Origin of the sequence: Maribacter sp. MJ134 (assembly GCF_003970695.1) — a bacterium.
Classification (GTDB): domain Bacteria; phylum Bacteroidota; class Bacteroidia; order Flavobacteriales; family Flavobacteriaceae; genus Maribacter.
In genome coordinates, this window is record NZ_CP034570.1 from 202,842 (window position 1) to 219,594 (window position 16,753).

The window sequence follows — 16,753 nt, forward strand, 5'->3', positions numbered from 1 at the left end:
TTATTTGTATGGTTGTAAAAAGTGAATTGAAACTTATCAAAAGCTTACATCAAAAAAAGTACCGAAATGAACACGGTCTGTTTATAATAGAAGGGAAAAAGGCTGTGGAGGAGTTATTGCGCTCTAAATTTAAGGTGTTCAGGATTTATGTTTTGGAGGATGTACTTCCTGTAAAAGGTGTTAAGGATGTAGCTGTAATTCTTCCAAAGGAAATGAATCAGATAAGTAGTTTAAAAAATCCAAATGGCGTTGTTGGGGTATTTTACATTCCAAAAGCCGGAGCTGTGGATTTTAGTGATTGGATTATAGTGCTAGATGATGTTCGAGACCCTGGTAATTTGGGAACCATAATCAGGCTTTGTGATTGGTTCGGGATACCTTCTTTGGTATGCTCCGAGAATACCGTGGATTGTTATAACCCAAAAGTGCTTCAGGCAACGATGGGTTCCATTGCTCGGGTAAATATTTCATATACCAGTCTGGATTTATTTCTTTCAGAGGTTTCGGTACCGGTCTACGGTTCGTTCATGGATGGGAATAATATATATAAAGAAGAACTACCTGAAAGGGGTATTTTAATTATGGGCAATGAAGGGAAAGGTATTTCTGATCGGGTCAAGAGGAAATGTGAAAATAGAATCACCATCCCCAGATACGGAAAATCTGAAACCGAAAGTTTAAATGTGGCGACGGCTGCAGCAATTCTAATGAATGAGATTAGAAGGGCCTAAATAGTACTCGCCGTTTACTCAAAAGTAAAGTTGACGAAAAGCCCTCTGGTGCGCATCCCGTCTATATTTCCCGTCCATGGGCTGTTGGGGTCGTTATCACGAATCAATTCATCCGTGAGTGCAAAAACTCCTCTTATCGATGGGGTGAACTTGAAATACTCCAAGTAAAAATCTATACCAAAACCAAGCTCATAATTATAGACCCATTTCGTCATTCGGAACGTACCCGAACTATTGTCGTCTAGGCTAGTTTCATTACTGCCAAGGTTTAAGCTTGTGGATCCGCCACCAATTAAAAAGGGTTTCCAATTCCCGAATCTTTTGGCACTCACCTTTAACAACAACGGAAAATTTATATAAGTTGATTTTACTTCTCGAATCGCATCTCGCTCCTCATCAAAACCTGGAAAGCCCAAATTTCTAGCCGTATAATGAAGACCTGGCTCAAAGCGTAGGTCCAAGAAATTGTTTATACGCATCTCTCCGATTAGCCCTACGTTAAAACCTAGTGTTTTGCTTACCAGAACATCTCTGGCATTCTCTTCATAATCAAACTTAAAATCATATTGATTGAACCCTAAAAAATAGCCCCAATTTAAAAATTTCTTATCCTCGTTCTCCTTATTAAGAATAGGGCGTTCATTAAATTGTGCATGGAGTGAGGGCATTAATACTAAGAGCCCAACACAAATAAAAAACCATTTCCTCATTTACCAACAATTACTCCGTAGTTGTTAAACCATCGGGTTTACGATTAGTCTAGCTACGTTTTTTAGCAACATAGATAGATGCGACCCCAAATGTTTGAGGCTTGTTCACTACATCTATAAACCCAATTTTGAGTAAAATATTGTTGAAGTTTTCTCCATGCGGAAAAACAGCGGCAGATTCGCTTAAGTAGCCATAGGCGGAATTATCTTTGGAAAATATTTTACCTATCAGCGGCAAAACATATCTTGTATAAAGATGGTAACCCTGTCTAAAAGGTGTTTTGGTAGGCACAGAGGTTTCTAGCACTACGAGGCTACCTCCTGGTTTTAATACGCGAAGAATCTCGCTGAGACCAGTTTCCAAGGTTTCAAAATTACGAACACCAAAAGAGACCGTAACAGCGTCAAAAGAATGGTCGGAATACGCTAGATTTTCACTATCACCTACGACCATTTCAATTTTTGGGTCCAGTTTCTTTTCCTTTATTTTTTCCTTTCCAACTTCTAGCATGCCAGGAGAAATATCCAAACCTATGATTTTTTCAGCACCTGTTTTTACCAAGGCAATGGCAAGATCGCCCGTGCCCGTAGCAATATCCAAAATAGTTTTAGGTTTTTCTTTTTTAAGAATAGCAACAACTCTTTTCCTCCATTTAATATCAATTCCAAAAGATATCACCCTGTTCAGTCCGTCATAATCTTTAGAAATCGTGTCGAACATTTTGGTGACCTGTTCTTTCTTACCAAGTTTGGAGTCCTTATAGGGAGTTACTTTATTAGGCATTGTATTTTTTCTGCAAAGATACGATTTAGCCTTTGCTTGCAAGCGCTTTAATTGGGATTGATGATCGTCAAGGTTAAAAGCTTTAAAATTAGTAGTGACCTTTATTTAATTGTGTAATTTTGCGTCGAAATATGCGTTGACTATACTACTGCTAATTTTTAATATGCTATTATAAACGAGTTGTTTATAGCCTATAAAAGCGCAATTAAGTACGTAAATGAAGATTATAATTGCAGGTGCGGGTGAAGTAGGGTTTCATCTTGCCAAATTACTTTCCTACGAATCTCAAGATATTACCTTAATAGACACACGTAAAGAAAGTCTGGCCTATGCGGACAATCATTTGGATATTCGTGTGTTAAAGGGAGATGCTACTTCTATAGCTGTTCTGCAGGATGCGCGAGTACAGGATTCCGACCTTGTAATTGGCGTTACCTCCTCTGAAACTACGAATATAACCTTGTGTATGTTAGCCAAACAGTTGGGTTGCAAACGTACCATCGCTCGAATATCCAATACAGAGTTTATAGACAATAAGGAAATATTGCAGTTCTCAGAGTTAGGTATTGATGAGCTCATTTCACCCGAAGAACTTGCGGCGACAGAGATTCAGTTACTACTTAATAAATCTGCCTTTAATGATACCTATGAGTTTGAAGACGGTAAGTTGATTATGGTGGGGGTTTCCCTGCCTAAGTCCGCTCCCTTTGTGGGTAAAATGGTAAAGGAGGCGGCTAACATATTCCCCGAGCTTCATTTCATGCCCATTGCGCTAAAGAGAATGGGTACCCAATTCACTGTCATTCCAAGGGGTGATACCGTTTTCAAGGAGGGAGATCAAGTGTATTTTATTACGGTAAAAGAAGGTGTTGATGAACTGTACAAGCTTACCGGAAAAAAGAAAGAAGATATAAAGAATGTCATGATTCTTGGAGGTAGTAAGGTAGGTTTTAAGACGGCTAGGGACCTTTGCGCCAACAAATTCAATGTAAAGCTAATAGAGAAAAGTAAGGAAAAAGCTTTTGATTTGGCAGATGACCTCCCCAATGCCTTAGTGATTAATGGTGATGGTAGAAATGTGGAGCTTCTTGAGGAAGAGAGTCTAGAGTCCATGGATGCTTTTATTGCGGTTACCGGAAATTCAGAAACGAATATCATGTCTTGTTTGGTAGCAAAATCAAAATTCATAAAAAAGACCATTGCCTTGGTGGAGAACATGGATTATTTTCAGCTATCGCATTCTATTGGTATCGATACCTTAATAAACAAAAAGCTTTTGGCCGCGAATAATATATTCCGGCATATACGGCGTGGAGAAGTGGTAGCGCTCATGCGGTTGAACAATCTAAATGCGGAGATTTTAGAATTTGTCGTAAAAAAAGATTCTCGTGTTACGGGAACGACCATAAGGGAATTGAATTTTCCTAAAGCGGCTACCATTGGCGGTGTTGTTAGGAACGGTGAAGGTATCATTGCCTTAGGAGGATTTAAAATAGAGGCCGGAGATAGGGTAGTGGTCTGTTGTCTTCCAGAAGAAATTTCACAAATAGAACGAATGTTCCTGTAAAATGCGCCTGAATTCTAGAATAATTTTTCACTTAATGGGTCTTTTATTGCTTTGCAATGGGGGCTTTATGCTGTTGGCTGCAGTGGTCAGCGGTATCTACAAGGACGGTGCAACCTTAAGTATTACCCTAGCTTCGATTTCAACGATGTTCGCTGGTGTTTTTGCGATGTATTATACACGTGGACATCGTAAGGAAGTAAAGCAGAAAGAGGGGTATATTATCGTCACGTTCGGTTGGATCGTGATGTCCATTTCAGGGATGTTACCCTATATTTTTTCGGGTGCCATCCCCGATATCACTAATGCTTTCTTTGAGACCATATCCGGATATACCACAACCGGTGCTTCTATTATGGATGACATTGAATCCATGCCTGAAGGAATTTTGTTTTGGCGAAGCCTTACCCATTGGATCGGTGGTATGGGTATAATCGTATTGGCAATTGCAATACTACCGCTTTTAGGAATTGGTGGTATGCAGCTATTTGCAGCTGAAGCTCCTGGACCAAGTGCGGATAAGTTACATCCAAGAATTACCGACACGGCAAAAAGACTTTGGCTCATTTACGTAGGGTATACCGTAGCCGAGACCATACTCTTAAAATTAGCGGGGATGTCCTTTTTTGATGCTATAAACCATGCCTTGGCGACCCTCTCTACAGGTGGATTTTCTACTAAAAATGCTAGTTTGGCACATTGGAACGACCAGCCCATGATACAGTATATTATAATTCTTTTCATGTTCTTGGCAGGGACCAATTTTGTAATGAGCTATTTTGCGTTCAAAGGAAAAGTTCAAAAAGTATTGAAAGACGAGGAACTTAAGTTTTATTTTCTGTTTATTCTCACCGCAACGATTACGGCTGGCTTGGTCATTTATTTTAGAGCGAATATTACGGAACTTACTCCAGGATACCCTATGGTTTTAGGTAAAGCGGAAAGTTCGTTTAGGCATGCACTCTTTCAGGTGGTCGCCGTGGTTACGACTACGGGTTTTGTCAGTGCCGATTTTACCGCATGGACCCCTTTTTTAACCATATTCTTTTTTGGGTTGTTTTTTTTGGGCGGTTCTGCCGGTTCTACAGCAGGTGGTATCAAAGTAATGCGCCATTTATTGATTATAAAGAATGGTCTTCTAGAGTTCAAAAGAACCTTGCACTCCAATGCCATTATACCGGTACGGTACAATAATAAAACGGTCAAGGAACATATCGTTTATAATATAATAGGTTTTTTTGTACTCTACATGCTTCTCTTTATTATTGGGGCTTTGGTCTTAGGCTTCTTAGGTCTGGACTTTGAATCGGCCATTGGTGGGGCAGCGTCTTCCTTAGGTAATGTAGGCCCTGCCTTGGGAAGCTTAAATCCTGTTAGTAATTTTAACGGATTGCCAGATTTGGCGAAATGGTGGTGCGGATTTTTGATGCTGGCCGGTAGGCTAGAATTATTTACCGTATTGATACTTCTTACGCCTTATTTCTGGAAACGGACATAAAGCATTGCAAAGTAGCATGCAATTAAGAAAGACCTTAAAACATTAAACCTATATTTATACCCTTTTCAACGGTATTATTAAAATAACTTTGAGCATAACCTACTCGAAGGAACCTGAATTTTCTTATACCTAAATTACCTAAAGCAACGCCAAATTCCGAGTACGGTCTATTGTTTGTTGTGGCTAAAAAATTTCCAGATACAATCAAGTGGGCATTTAATTTTTTTAGAAGCGGTATTCTATTTAATATAAAACCCTTAAAGTTATATTCTGCATGTCCTTCTAGGTATTCTTGGTTGGTGCTAAAGGAATAATAGGGCAGTAGCAAAAAAGATTCCAGATAGTCCTTTCGCGTAATATAGGATTCGTTACCATTAAAATGCTGGTAATCTACAAAAGAAATATCTCCCTGATTTAAAAATGCGCCCGCTCTCAGGTTATAAGAAAATGTTCCTTTAGTGGCTACATTTACAGATTGATTTAGCCGTATCTTAAGCTGGTCAAAGTGATTGGAAACCGAACTGGAGGCGAATCCTTTTTCATAACCTAGATATAATGTAGGATATTTTTCATTGGGTACATTAAACTTTTCGTCAGGATAACTAATATATTGTTGTCCAAAGCGGAATCTAACATCTATTGCTAATCTCACAATAGTATGGTCGTTTATGGGTGCAGTCGTAAAATCTTCCGGTTCCAAGGGATTATTGGAAGTATATCTCCTGTCATTAAAATCTACATAGGTGAAGTCCGTAGTATTGAACAAGGGTTTTCTATCCTCGAAAGCTAAGTTGAAATTTGTCTGTATTCCGTTTGTGACTTCTTTGGAGTAGGATAGGTTTACAAAAGTTAAGTCATAGAATTTAGCAAAGTTACGCTCAAAAAATAGGGAAGTAATGGTATTTCCAATAGGTGTAATGGGTTCTTCATTGTTAAATTGCCTTACCTCATTACCCATTTTTAATCGGAGTATGGGTCTAGAGAATGTATTGAACCTATAATACAAAGCAGCGGTAGGACGCACTCTTTTATCTGATAGGCCGTAATTTACCTTGGTGTTGAACTGAAAAGCATTGCCTTTTTCTTTATTCAATTTGAGATAATTGAACGCTAGTGAACCATGCCATCCCTGAACCGTATTGAATAAAAGGTTTTCTACCGGAAAATTTATGGTGTAATACTTTTCCTTGAAAGTATTATCGTAAGTGTAGCCGAATAGTAGAGATGAAAGTCTGAATTTATTTTTCTTCGCATCTACAGAATCCAAGTATTTCTGAGTTTTTCTAATAATCTGTATACTATCTTTTAATTTGTAATCCGAAAATTCCTCAGTGGTTAGGGGTACAGGTCTTTTATCCTCCCAAAATATACTATCCTTTTTATTCGCATTTGTTTCAAAAGATAAGATTTCGGATGTAAAATCCCCCTTAACAAAGTTGGGATTCAAATCATAGTCTTTATAAGCTGATGTAAATCTGCCAGCACCTTCAAAACCTAGTATACTATATTCAAAATCGAAACGCTGTAATACTTTTAGCCACATGTTGTCTCGCTTGGAATAATTAAAACTCTGTTTTATGTTGAAGGTGTCCACCGGAACAATCTGAGCCTGTTTTCCTGTAAGTTTTAAGTCCACTGCATATAATGCCCATTCGTCCTCTACGATATAAATAGTTCCATTGAACGTTTTATCTTCCGCTAGTTTTGACGTCACCTCAATTTGATTTATTAATCGATTACCCTCATCATAGAAAGTTCCCTTTAATTGATAGGTGTAATAAGAGAAAGCATTATCCGCAAGGGGAGATACCAATTGACTGCCCAACGCTACTCTGTTTTCATAAAAAGAAAAATCAACATCTAAGGCAGCGTTGAAACTAAAGCCATTGTCGTCGCCACTTACTTTAGAGGCTAGGATTTTTTCCTTTAGCTTTCCATTGCTTCGTGCCACTTCCGATATTGTCTCGGACAGGTACAAGATTCCTGTACGTGTAGAGTCCAAACCACCGCCAAAATCTCCTAACTCTTGGCCTAAAATACGTTCAGGGGCATTTTTGATTTTGATAAGCCCCTTAGAATAAAAGTTAACCCTGTAATTGGTTATTTTATCTCGCAGTTCCTTTCTTTTGGAAATTACCTTTCTCATGATGATGTTGGCAGGATTCTCGTTCGCTACGATTTGAACCTCATCAAGGTTTAGACCTTCCTCGGTCATAGTTATGTTCAGTTCATAATTTCCTGATGAGATGTCCACAGGTTTTTTCTCGGTTTTATAACCTAGATATTTAAAAACAATTACTTGTTCCCCTTTAGTAGGTGCCACGAGCTCATATTCCCCATTTGCGTTAGTGGTCGTTCCGTTTAAGGTTTCCTCGATATAGATATTTACAAACGGCAGTGGTTCGTTGTTTTTGTCGACCACCAGTCCAAATACTTGACCGCTCGCAAAATAACTACAGCATATTTGAAAGATAACAATGAGATATTTATTGCACATAAATCATAATTTATAATGTGAGTTAAACCTATATTAATTATCCTGTACTAGCTAGGCTAGCTTCATTTGATGAATAAATTTAAAAAAGATGTATTCCCTTCTCTAATTATCCGTACTCAATTGTAAAAATAGCATGGTTAATTGTTGGATAGGCGTATTAAATTGTAATGCTAATAATCATTGTAGTGTTGAGAACGATGTTGTTAAGGTTACAAACGCTATGGAATAATAAAAACAACCCTCCTTTTGGCGGTCGAGGGTTATTTAAATTCTAAAACATATGCTTTTTTATGATTGAGATATTACCGATACCCTTTAGTATAAACCGTTCTGTTGGTCGAGGTTAAACCATCCATTAATCCTTCCCTAGTCGTCTCCACAACCAATGTGGGTTCCCACGGAGTTTTGGTAGGGGGTTCTAGCCAGAGCGTCTGGGTCACCTTACTTGCTAGCCATTTTCCTGTTTTCGTGTCTTTAAAAGGATAGATTGAGGTAATCACCAGCCTATGGTCTTCCCAATGGGTAGTTGAGGTGATAGCTTTACGTTGCCGACCGGTCAATACATTGTTTTCGGATTTTGAACCGTCTAAAGCAAATTGATAGGTAACAAGTTGTTGAAAGTCCCGGGGAATAAAAACCACCCGCTCTACAGCTAACTCCTCAGGAACATGCTTGATTGAAATTTTATCTCCCCAACCGCTACCCAAAGTAGGTATGGCCGGCTCGTCCGTCCGATTTATGACCGATACCCTATGCAGCACGGTGGTAGACCATGTACCCGAAAAATCAGGGTTCTTCATAGCATTACTTCTAGGGTTCAGTTTGATTCTATCACTTCTCGTGTAGGTTTGTACTGGACTTCCCGAACCTTTTGAGGGTGGTAAATAGGGTTCTTTTCTATTTGCACTCGCTGTTACCCTGGGGTATTCAATGAATGTTTTTTCATAGTTCTGAACAATACTGTCCATAATTCCTACGACACCAGGATAATAATCTTTAACGTCTATTTCCTCCCTTGGGTCCACGCGCAAATCAAATAGGCGTACCAAGTTATCGGGTTCAGGGTCGGGCATTTCTGTTTTGTATACGTACCACAACTTCCAATTACGCCATTTCACTGCCATGATCTGACCAAAACGTTGGGTGAAAATGGCACTTTCGCGATTGGCGTGTTCTTGCTTGCCCTCTAAAAACGGTAGTTGGTTTACGCCATCGATATATCGGTCTTTTGGTACCGCCTTGTCCGAGCCCGTGGCATTGATAATGGTGGTGAATAAATCCACCTCATGTATCATCTCATTAGAAACTTGACCGGGTTTGATCCTATTTGGCCATCTAATGACCGCCGGGGTTCGCACACCACCTTCCATGGCGGAGTTATAGTAGCCTCTATACGGTCCGGGAGAACCTCTCCATGGTCTTCTCATCTCAGCGCCGTTGTCCGTACACCAAATAACTAAGGTGTTCTCCTCGATTCCCAGTTCTTTCAATTGGTCTAAAATTAAACCTACGTTAAAATCAACATCGGCCATAGAATCGCCCATATCACCTGCTCCGGTAGTTCCGGCCATATCGGGGTGGGGTAATGCGGGAAAATGGAGCTGGGTCATGGCGTAATACAGAAAGAAGGGTTTATTTTTATCGGCGTTCTCTTTTATAAATGCAACGCCTTTTTCGGCCGCTTCTCGGTCAATGGTTCGTCTGGTATCAGGATTAAATGGTTTTACCTTTTTAGAATCACTGCCTGCGGTACCTTCCCATATATAGGGTTCTGGCTGTAAACTTGGGTCAAATCCTTCCATTGCAGGATATTGGGCTACTGTGGTTGTTCCCGGTATGCCGTACCATTGGTCAAAACCTTGGTCAGTAGGCTCTCGGTTACCGAGCCAGTCTTTAGCCCCTAAATCCCACTTTCCGTAGAGCGCCGTGGCATAACCTTCCAATTTTAAACGTTCCGGAAGCATTTCTTCCCACAGTGTCGTCCCGGAATAGTAATCCTCCCCGGCGCGAACAGCATATCGTCCGGTCATAATGGCGATACGAGATGGAGTACATGAATACTCCACATTAAAGTTCGTTAGGCGAATGCCCTCATTTCCTATTCGGTCAATATTAGGCGTAGGAACACCCCTGGCACCACCATATGAGGCAACCTCGCCTACACCTAGGTTATCTGGGAATATGAGTACCACGTTGGGTTTTGTTTGAGCGAAAAGAATACTACCAACAAAATAAAATTGAAGTAATATTAAACGGGCGACCAGTTTTCTCATTGGGAAGTTTTTTCTAGTTGGAATATACTATATGATTCCCTCTAATTGTAATTTTTCTTCTAAAAAATGACGTCATCTTTGTGGTATGGGGCACCTCCAAAGAAAACACCCTCAAGGTTTAGGCCTTGAGGGTATTTTCAATTGCTAGATTCATAATTTCTAACCTAGAGCAGTTTTTATTCTAGATATGGCATCTTTTATATGCGCTACGGAGGCAGCGTAAGATATACGGACGCAATTTCCGTTACCGAAGGCATCACCCGTAACGGTTGCTACATTGGCATGTTCCAAGAGATACATGGCAAAATCCGAAGCATTATGTATTGTAGTGCCGTTCAAAGTCTTTCCGAAATACGCCGTTACATCCGGATAAACATAAAAGGCTCCCTCAGGTTCATTACATTTAAATCCGTCAATACTATTTAAAAGACCAAGAATAAGTTTTCTTCGTTCTTTGAACTCGTCCACCATATACGAAATACGGTCGGGCGACTCTTCCAATGCGGTAATTACCGCTCTTTGTGCTATACAGTTAGCGCCACTAGTTACCTGACCTTGTAATTTGTTACATGCTCGGGCTATGTAGGCTGGGGCACCGATGTACCCAATACGCCATCCGGTCATGGCGAATGCCTTTGCGACTCCATTGACCGTTACGGTGCGATCGTACATGTCCGGGAATGAAGCCATAGAAGCATGTTCCGTGACACCATAGTTGATATGCTCATAAATTTCATCGCTTACTACGATGATTTGAGGATGTTTTTGTAACACATCCGCCAATGCGCGTAATTCTTCTTTACTATAAATAGATCCACTAGGGTTACAAGGAGAACTGTACCAAAGCATTTTTGTCTTTGGTGTGATGGCAGCCTCTAATTGTGCCGCGGTCATTTTAAAATCATCTTCCAAAGAAGTAGGTACTTCTACGGGAACACCGTCTGCAAGTTTCACGATATCAGAATAGCTTACCCAGTAAGGGCAGGGTAAAATAACTTCGTCCCCTTTGTTCAACACTACTTGTGCAACGTTGTAAAGTGCTTGCTTGGCTCCTGTGGATACCACAATTTGAGGCGCTTCGTAGGTCAAGTTATTATCACGTTTAAACTTTGTGATGATAGCTTGCTTTAAGTCTACATATCCGTCAACTGGGGTATAGGAATTATAACCATCTTTAACGGCTTGTATTGCGGCTTCTTGTATATAACCCGGAACTTTAAAATCGGGCTCCCCCAAGCTTAATCCTATGATGTCTTTTCCTTGAGTTCTAAGTTCACGGGCCTTTGCGGCCATTTCTAGGGTTGCGGAAGGAGTTACACTGTTGATTCTGTCCGATAGTTGCTTGCTCATGTCGCTTATAAAATTACTAGTACTGAAGGGAAGGTTGTTTTCCCAATTCCTTTAAATGTTTGAAGTGCGAAATTATGGCTTTCCTAGTAGTTTTATACTCATGGTAAGGCAAATTAAATTCCTTGGCCGTCTGTTTCACAATTTTAGAAATTTTTGTGTAATGTACATGGCTGATGTTCGGAAAGATATGGTGCTCTACCTGATGGTTCAAGCCACCTGTGAACCAGTTAACAATTCGGTTTTTTGTGCCAAAATTTACCGTTGTGAACAATTGGTGAATAGCCCAAGTATTTTTCATGGTGCCGTTTTCGTCCGGCAATGGTGTATCAGCATGGTCAACAATGTGTGCTAATTGAAAAACTACGCTTAAAATAACCCCTGCCACGTAGTGCATAATAAAGAAACCAATAAAAATTTTCCACCATGCAATGTCAAGAAATAACATCGGTAAGACAATCCAAATAGTAATGTATAGCGCTTTGGTAATTAACAAGGTGCTCCAGTTCATGGCGGCACTTGGTAATTTTCCGTAAGACAACTTACGCTTCATGTAACGGTACATTTGCTGAAAATCTGTCGTAATGGCCCAGTTAAATGTGAGCAGGCCGTAAAGGAATACCGAGTAAAAGTGTTGAAATTTATGATGTTTTTTCCATTCCGTATGTTTAGAAAAACGCAGAATTCTTCCGGCCTCCATATCTTCATCGTGCTCATGGATGTTGGTGTATGTATGATGTAATACATTGTGTTGTACCTGCCAATTGTAAACATTTCCTGCGAGTATGTAAATACTACTTCCCATGAGTTTGTTCACCCATTTTTTATTGGAGTAAGACCCGTGATTACCATCGTGCATCACATTCATTCCTACCCCGGCCATTCCTACACCCATGACAATGGTTAAGAGCAAATTTGCCCATGTTGGTAAGCCTAACGTAAGTATAAGGAAGTAAGGAGCTAAAAATAGCGTAAACATTACGATGGTCTTTACGTGCAATCTCCAGTTTCCTGTTTTCTTTATTTTATTGTTCTTGAAATACTCGTTTACCCTTCCATTTAATGTTTTAAAAAATTGGGCAGAGTCTTTTCTTGAAAAACGAATTGTGTTTTGTTCCATTTGAAGAAATCTTTTTGATAAATATAACGCAATTGAAGTCGTTATTGTTTGATAGCTTAGTTAAAAAACGAAATCTTTGCAAAAGTGAATATACTAATAAAATTAATTTACAAAGATACGGATGACGGCTGAAACCATATTTGAATATTTTCCCAATTTATCTGATATCCAAAAGAAACAATTTGTGCTTTTGGAGGAGCTTTATAAAGATTGGAACCAGAAAATCAATGTGGTTTCCAGAAGGGATATTGAAGAGTTATACCTACGGCATGTGTTGCACTCTTTGGGAATCGCAAAGATTCAAGATTTTAAGGATAGTGCTGAGATTTTAGATGTGGGCACAGGTGGAGGTTTCCCGGGTATTCCTTTGGCAATACTTTATCCCGACGTTCATTTTACTTTGGTAGATTCTATTGGTAAGAAAATTAAAGTGGTGAATGAAGTGGTGGACGGTTTAGAACTATTAAACGTCACTTCAGTAAATTCTAGAGTTGAGGAGATTCCAGGACAATTTGATTTTATAGTGAGCAGAGCCGTGGCGGCAATGCCAACTTTTGTACACTGGGTAAAAGGCAAAATTAAAAAAGAGTCCGTTCATCAAAGAAGGAATGGTATTCTTTATCTAAAAGGAGGTGATTTAAGTGAGGAGCTTAAGGATTACAGGACGGCAGAGGTTTTCGACTTAACATCCTACTTTGAACATGATTTTTTTGAGACCAAGAAAGTAGTCTATTTGCCGCTAAAGTTTAAGGGGTAATTAAATGGCTAAAATGGCATAATAACCGCTTCTACATTTTTTTGCATAGCTTTTCAGGTGACTCCAGTAATGGATTCTTAGACAAGTAATGGTCAGTCTTAATTTTGAATACATTTTCATGGCCTTTGATTTTAGGTAATAAATATGAGATAATTACATTTAATTTACAATAAATTAACGTTAAATTTACATTTATACTGTTTTCAAGATGCTGATAGGCGCAGATTTTTTGAAGATTGTCATTTTAATTTACCTGACAGGAAAAGTCATCTCTACTGAAAATAATTCTTGTGTCCGATAGTTCGTCCATAAGAATATCACTGCCTAAAAATCCAATTTGCTCTCCTTCGCAATTATAGATGGGAACGACTGTTCCACAAATGGGGCAGCAGTTATTAGCTAAGAATACGGTTTGGTTTTGGTATTCGGCAATTTCAATGAAAAAATATTGGGCAATATCGCTTTGGTCATTTTTTATAACTTCAGTCTGTGCTCTTAACCAAGTTAAATCTTCGATTGGATTCGCAGTGTCGCACGCGGCAATTATTGGAAGGTTTGAATCATCTGTACTACAGGATATTAAGCTAATAAAGCTCGCAAGTAGAATACATCTTTTCATAATTACATTTCTTAAAGAGATACGCTAATTACCAAATGGTTGCTAGCTTTAGTGTTTTCTTTACGTAATGTATAAAGAATAAAAAAGGTGCCAATTGGCACCTTTTACATGTTTTAGTGGTGAGAAGCTTATTTGCTCCAAGGCGGTACAACTCCATTGGACCGGGCATAAGCAATTAATTGGCCTTTATGCTCTCCGTTGTGCTCCATAATGGCTAAAAGTCCGCCCATTTTGTTCATCTTAGCGAAACCAAAATCGACCTCTTCATTGAGTTCGCTATTGTTTACCATCATAATTTTCTCTAAAACAAATTCGTTGGATTTTTTTAATGCGCTAATGATATTTTCTTTCCCTGTAATTTTTCCAAGAGACATCATGTCTACGTCTTCTGGCGGCGGAAACCCCATTTTAGAAGCGAGATAATAATTTGCTCCGGCAACATGCATAAGCGCTTCTCCTACAGAGCTTACGCCTTCGGCTGGTCTCCAGTCGTATTGATCTTCGGCAAAAGCTTCTGCCAATTGAACAACTTGGGCTTGATTACCCGTTAAAACAGCTTTAATAGTGCTTTGGGCTAAATTTTCTTGTGCATAATTGAGTCCCACGGTCAATAAGGCACAAATTGCTAATACTTTTTTCATTTTACGAGGTTATAGTTGTTTAAAGGCTCCGTTAGGTTATCTAACGGAGCCTTTAAATTTAATCAATTTTCAATCTACTGATCGTTTTTCCAAACAATTTAACATCAGTGGGTTACCCTAAGAACGGATACCTGTAATTCTCTGGGGTAACAAACGTTTCTTTTATTAATCTTGGGGAAACCCATCTTAATAGATTTTGTGCGGAACCGGCTTTATCGTTGGTTCCCGATGCTCTAGCGCCACCAAAGGGTTGTTGTCCAACAACTGCTCCCGTAGGTTTGTCATTAATGTAAAAGTTTCCTGCGCAATTCTGTAGCGCCTGTGTCGCCTCTTCAATGGCGTACCTGTCCGTGGACAAAACTGCTCCGGTTAGTGCATATTCCGAGGTAGCATCTACAAGCTTCAAGGTTTTACTCCAATCCTTGTCATCATAAACATATATGGTGACAACGGGCCCAAAAAGTTCGGTCTCCATAGTAGTGTATTTTGGATCTGTAGTGACAATCACGGTAGGCTCAATAAAATACCCTTTTGATTTGTCGTAGTTTCCACCCGCAACGATTTCCGCAGCCTTATCGCTTTTGGCCTGATCAATATACTTGGCAAGTTTATCAAAGGACCCTTCGTGAATTACCGCAGTGATGAAATTGCTCATATCTTCAGGAGAACCCGGTTCGTTAAAAGAGGCAATATCCTTCTTTACGAGGTCCAGTATTTCTTGAGCCGTTGATTTTGGTAGATAAACCCTAGATGCCGCACTACACTTTTGTCCTTGGAATTCAAAGGCACCACGGACAATGGCCGTTGCAACTTGCTTCGGTTTTGCTGAAGGGTGGGCTACGATGAAGTCTTTTCCACCAGTTTCACCAACGATTTTAGGATAGGTCTTGTAGGTATGTATATTATTTCCGATTTGTTTCCAAAGTTCTTTGAAAACAAATGTTGAGCCTGTGAAATGTATTCCTGCAAAATCGGGACTGGATAGCACCGTTTCCGTAATCATTACCGGGTCACCATAGACCACGTTGATAACACCATCTGGAAGACCTGCTTCCTTAAACACGTCTACAATTACTTTAGCCGAAAATACTTGACTGTCACTTGGTTTCCATACGACAACATTACCCATCATGGCCGCACTTGCAGGCAGGTTTCCCGCAATAGCCGTAAAGTTGAACGGAGTAACCGCATATATAAATCCTTCTAAAGGACGATATTCCACGCGGTTCCATATGCCTTCCGCAGAATCTGGCTGCTCCTCATAGATCTGTGACATGAATTCTACGTTGAACCTTAAGAAGTCTATGAACTCACAGGCCGCATCTATTTCTGCTTGGTGTATCGTTTTTGACTGTGCAATCATGGTGGCAGCGTTAATCTTTGCCCTGTAAGGACCTGCGATGAGTTCCGCTGCCTTTAAGAAAATAGCAGCGCGTTGTTCCCAAGTAAGGTTTGCCCATGCATCCCTTGATGCCAAACAATTAGAAATGGCATTTTCTACGTGACTCTTTTCCGCGATATGATAGCTCCCTACGATGTGTTGGTGGTCATGTGGCGGAGACATGGGTTTGGTGTTCCCGGTGCGCACTTCTTCGGCGCCAATATACATAGGTACATCGACTTTGTTATTGTAATATTCTTTATATTGATGTAGCACTTCCTCTCGCTCCGGAGTCCCTGGAGCATAGCTTTTTATTGGCTCATTAAAAGCTGTTGGTACTTGAAAAAAACCTTTACCCATTGTCAAAATTTTAAGAATTAAAAAGTCTAACAAAGGTACTAAAAGGGTTTGCCACTAAAAACTAAATGGCCAGAAAAGGAATCAATTTAAGGCGAACGGTGCGCTAAATTTAAATGTAGGAATGAACACTCTGAATTTCTCTGAGGAATCAAAATTCACCATGTTATAATGTCCTTTCATAGCTCCTATAGGGGAGGTTAACAAGCAGCCGGAATTGTAGGTATGCGATTCCCCGGGTTGAATTACCGGTTTTTTGCCAATAACACCTTCACCGTCCAAAATTTCAATATCGTTTAAGGAGTCGTAGATTCTCCAATGACGTGATGTGAGTTGCACAGGTTCTTTGCTTTGATTCTCAATTGTAATGGTATACCCGAAAGCATAGTGCATTTTATAATTTTTAAAGAAAGTACCTTCAAAATTAGTATTTACTGAAATCTTAATGCCTTTAGTAACCTGTGTAGTCATAAT

The 16,753-nt window shown here is 39.6% G+C and carries 14 protein-coding genes; 4 read left to right on the top strand and 10 right to left on the bottom strand.

Annotation, left to right across the window (positions count from 1 at the left end; translation table 11 throughout):
* The first annotated feature begins 8 nt into the window (after positions 1 to 8).
* Entirely contained in the window at positions 9 to 731 is a 723-nt protein-coding gene (locus tag EJ994_RS00930; protein ID WP_126590803.1) for a TrmH family RNA methyltransferase, read from the top strand.
* 14 nt (positions 732 to 745) lie between these two features.
* Here EJ994_RS00930 and EJ994_RS00935 read toward each other — a convergent pair whose 3' ends face one another.
* Positions 746 to 1,441 carry a porin family protein gene (locus tag EJ994_RS00935; protein WP_126590804.1) on the bottom strand — a complete coding sequence of 232 codons (696 nt, stop codon included), beginning with the start codon at positions 1,439 to 1,441 and terminating at the stop codon, positions 746 to 748.
* Between the two features lie 49 nt (positions 1,442 to 1,490).
* Entirely contained in the window at positions 1,491 to 2,225 is a 735-nt protein-coding gene (gene ubiE, locus EJ994_RS00940) for a bifunctional demethylmenaquinone methyltransferase/2-methoxy-6-polyprenyl-1,4-benzoquinol methylase UbiE (RefSeq protein WP_126590805.1), read from the bottom strand.
* Positions 2,226 to 2,442: 217 nt separating this feature from the next.
* Between ubiE and trkA the strand changes: the two genes are divergently transcribed.
* Positions 2,443 to 3,792 carry a Trk system potassium transporter TrkA gene (gene trkA / locus EJ994_RS00945; RefSeq protein ID WP_126590806.1) on the top strand — a complete coding sequence of 450 codons (1,350 nt, stop codon included), beginning with the start codon at positions 2,443 to 2,445 and terminating at the stop codon, positions 3,790 to 3,792.
* 1 nt (position 3,793) lies between these two features.
* Complete coding sequence (locus tag EJ994_RS00950) at positions 3,794 to 5,287, top strand: TrkH family potassium uptake protein (RefSeq protein WP_126590807.1); 1,494 nt, start codon at positions 3,794 to 3,796, stop codon at positions 5,285 to 5,287.
* 34 nt (positions 5,288 to 5,321) lie between these two features.
* On the opposite strand, the gene EJ994_RS00955 is transcribed toward EJ994_RS00950, so the two are convergent.
* From EJ994_RS00955 to EJ994_RS00970, 4 genes are all read right to left on the bottom strand, one after another.
* Complete coding sequence (locus EJ994_RS00955) at positions 5,322 to 7,784, bottom strand: DUF5686 and carboxypeptidase regulatory-like domain-containing protein (RefSeq protein WP_126590808.1); 2,463 nt, start codon at positions 7,782 to 7,784, stop codon at positions 5,322 to 5,324.
* Positions 7,785 to 8,086: 302 nt separating this feature from the next.
* Positions 8,087 to 10,057, bottom strand: coding sequence for a sulfatase-like hydrolase/transferase (locus EJ994_RS00960; protein ID WP_126590809.1), 1,971 nt, complete (start codon positions 10,055 to 10,057; stop codon positions 8,087 to 8,089).
* 159 nt (positions 10,058 to 10,216) lie between these two features.
* Positions 10,217 to 11,407 (bottom strand): pyridoxal phosphate-dependent aminotransferase, encoded by a 1,191-nt coding sequence (locus tag EJ994_RS00965; protein ID WP_126590810.1) that lies wholly within the window; start codon positions 11,405 to 11,407, stop codon positions 10,217 to 10,219.
* 16 nt (positions 11,408 to 11,423) lie between these two features.
* On the bottom strand, positions 11,424 to 12,524 hold the full coding sequence (locus tag EJ994_RS00970; protein ID WP_126590811.1) for a fatty acid desaturase family protein: 1,101 nt from the start codon (positions 12,522 to 12,524) through the stop codon (positions 11,424 to 11,426).
* 121 nt (positions 12,525 to 12,645) lie between these two features.
* Here EJ994_RS00970 and rsmG point away from each other — a divergent pair, with 121 nt between their 5' ends.
* Complete coding sequence (rsmG, locus tag EJ994_RS00975; protein WP_126590812.1) at positions 12,646 to 13,281, top strand: 16S rRNA (guanine(527)-N(7))-methyltransferase RsmG; 636 nt, start codon at positions 12,646 to 12,648, stop codon at positions 13,279 to 13,281.
* Between the two features lie 244 nt (positions 13,282 to 13,525).
* On the opposite strand, the gene EJ994_RS00980 is transcribed toward rsmG, so the two are convergent.
* The 4 genes from EJ994_RS00980 to apaG form a co-directional block, all read right to left on the bottom strand.
* Complete coding sequence (locus tag EJ994_RS00980; protein WP_126590813.1) at positions 13,526 to 13,900, bottom strand: hypothetical protein; 375 nt, start codon at positions 13,898 to 13,900, stop codon at positions 13,526 to 13,528.
* Positions 13,901 to 14,028: 128 nt separating this feature from the next.
* Positions 14,029 to 14,541 (bottom strand): DinB family protein, encoded by a 513-nt coding sequence (locus EJ994_RS00985; RefSeq protein WP_126590814.1) that lies wholly within the window; start codon positions 14,539 to 14,541, stop codon positions 14,029 to 14,031.
* Positions 14,542 to 14,653: 112 nt separating this feature from the next.
* Positions 14,654 to 16,282, bottom strand: a complete 1,629-nt coding sequence (gene pruA, locus EJ994_RS00990) for an L-glutamate gamma-semialdehyde dehydrogenase (protein WP_126590815.1) — start codon at positions 16,280 to 16,282, stop codon at positions 14,654 to 14,656.
* Positions 16,283 to 16,363: 81 nt separating this feature from the next.
* A complete protein-coding gene (gene apaG, locus EJ994_RS00995) occupies positions 16,364 to 16,750 on the bottom strand; it encodes a Co2+/Mg2+ efflux protein ApaG (protein WP_099573067.1) in 387 nt (128 codons plus the stop codon).
* Between the last annotated feature and the right edge of the window lie 3 nt (positions 16,751 to 16,753).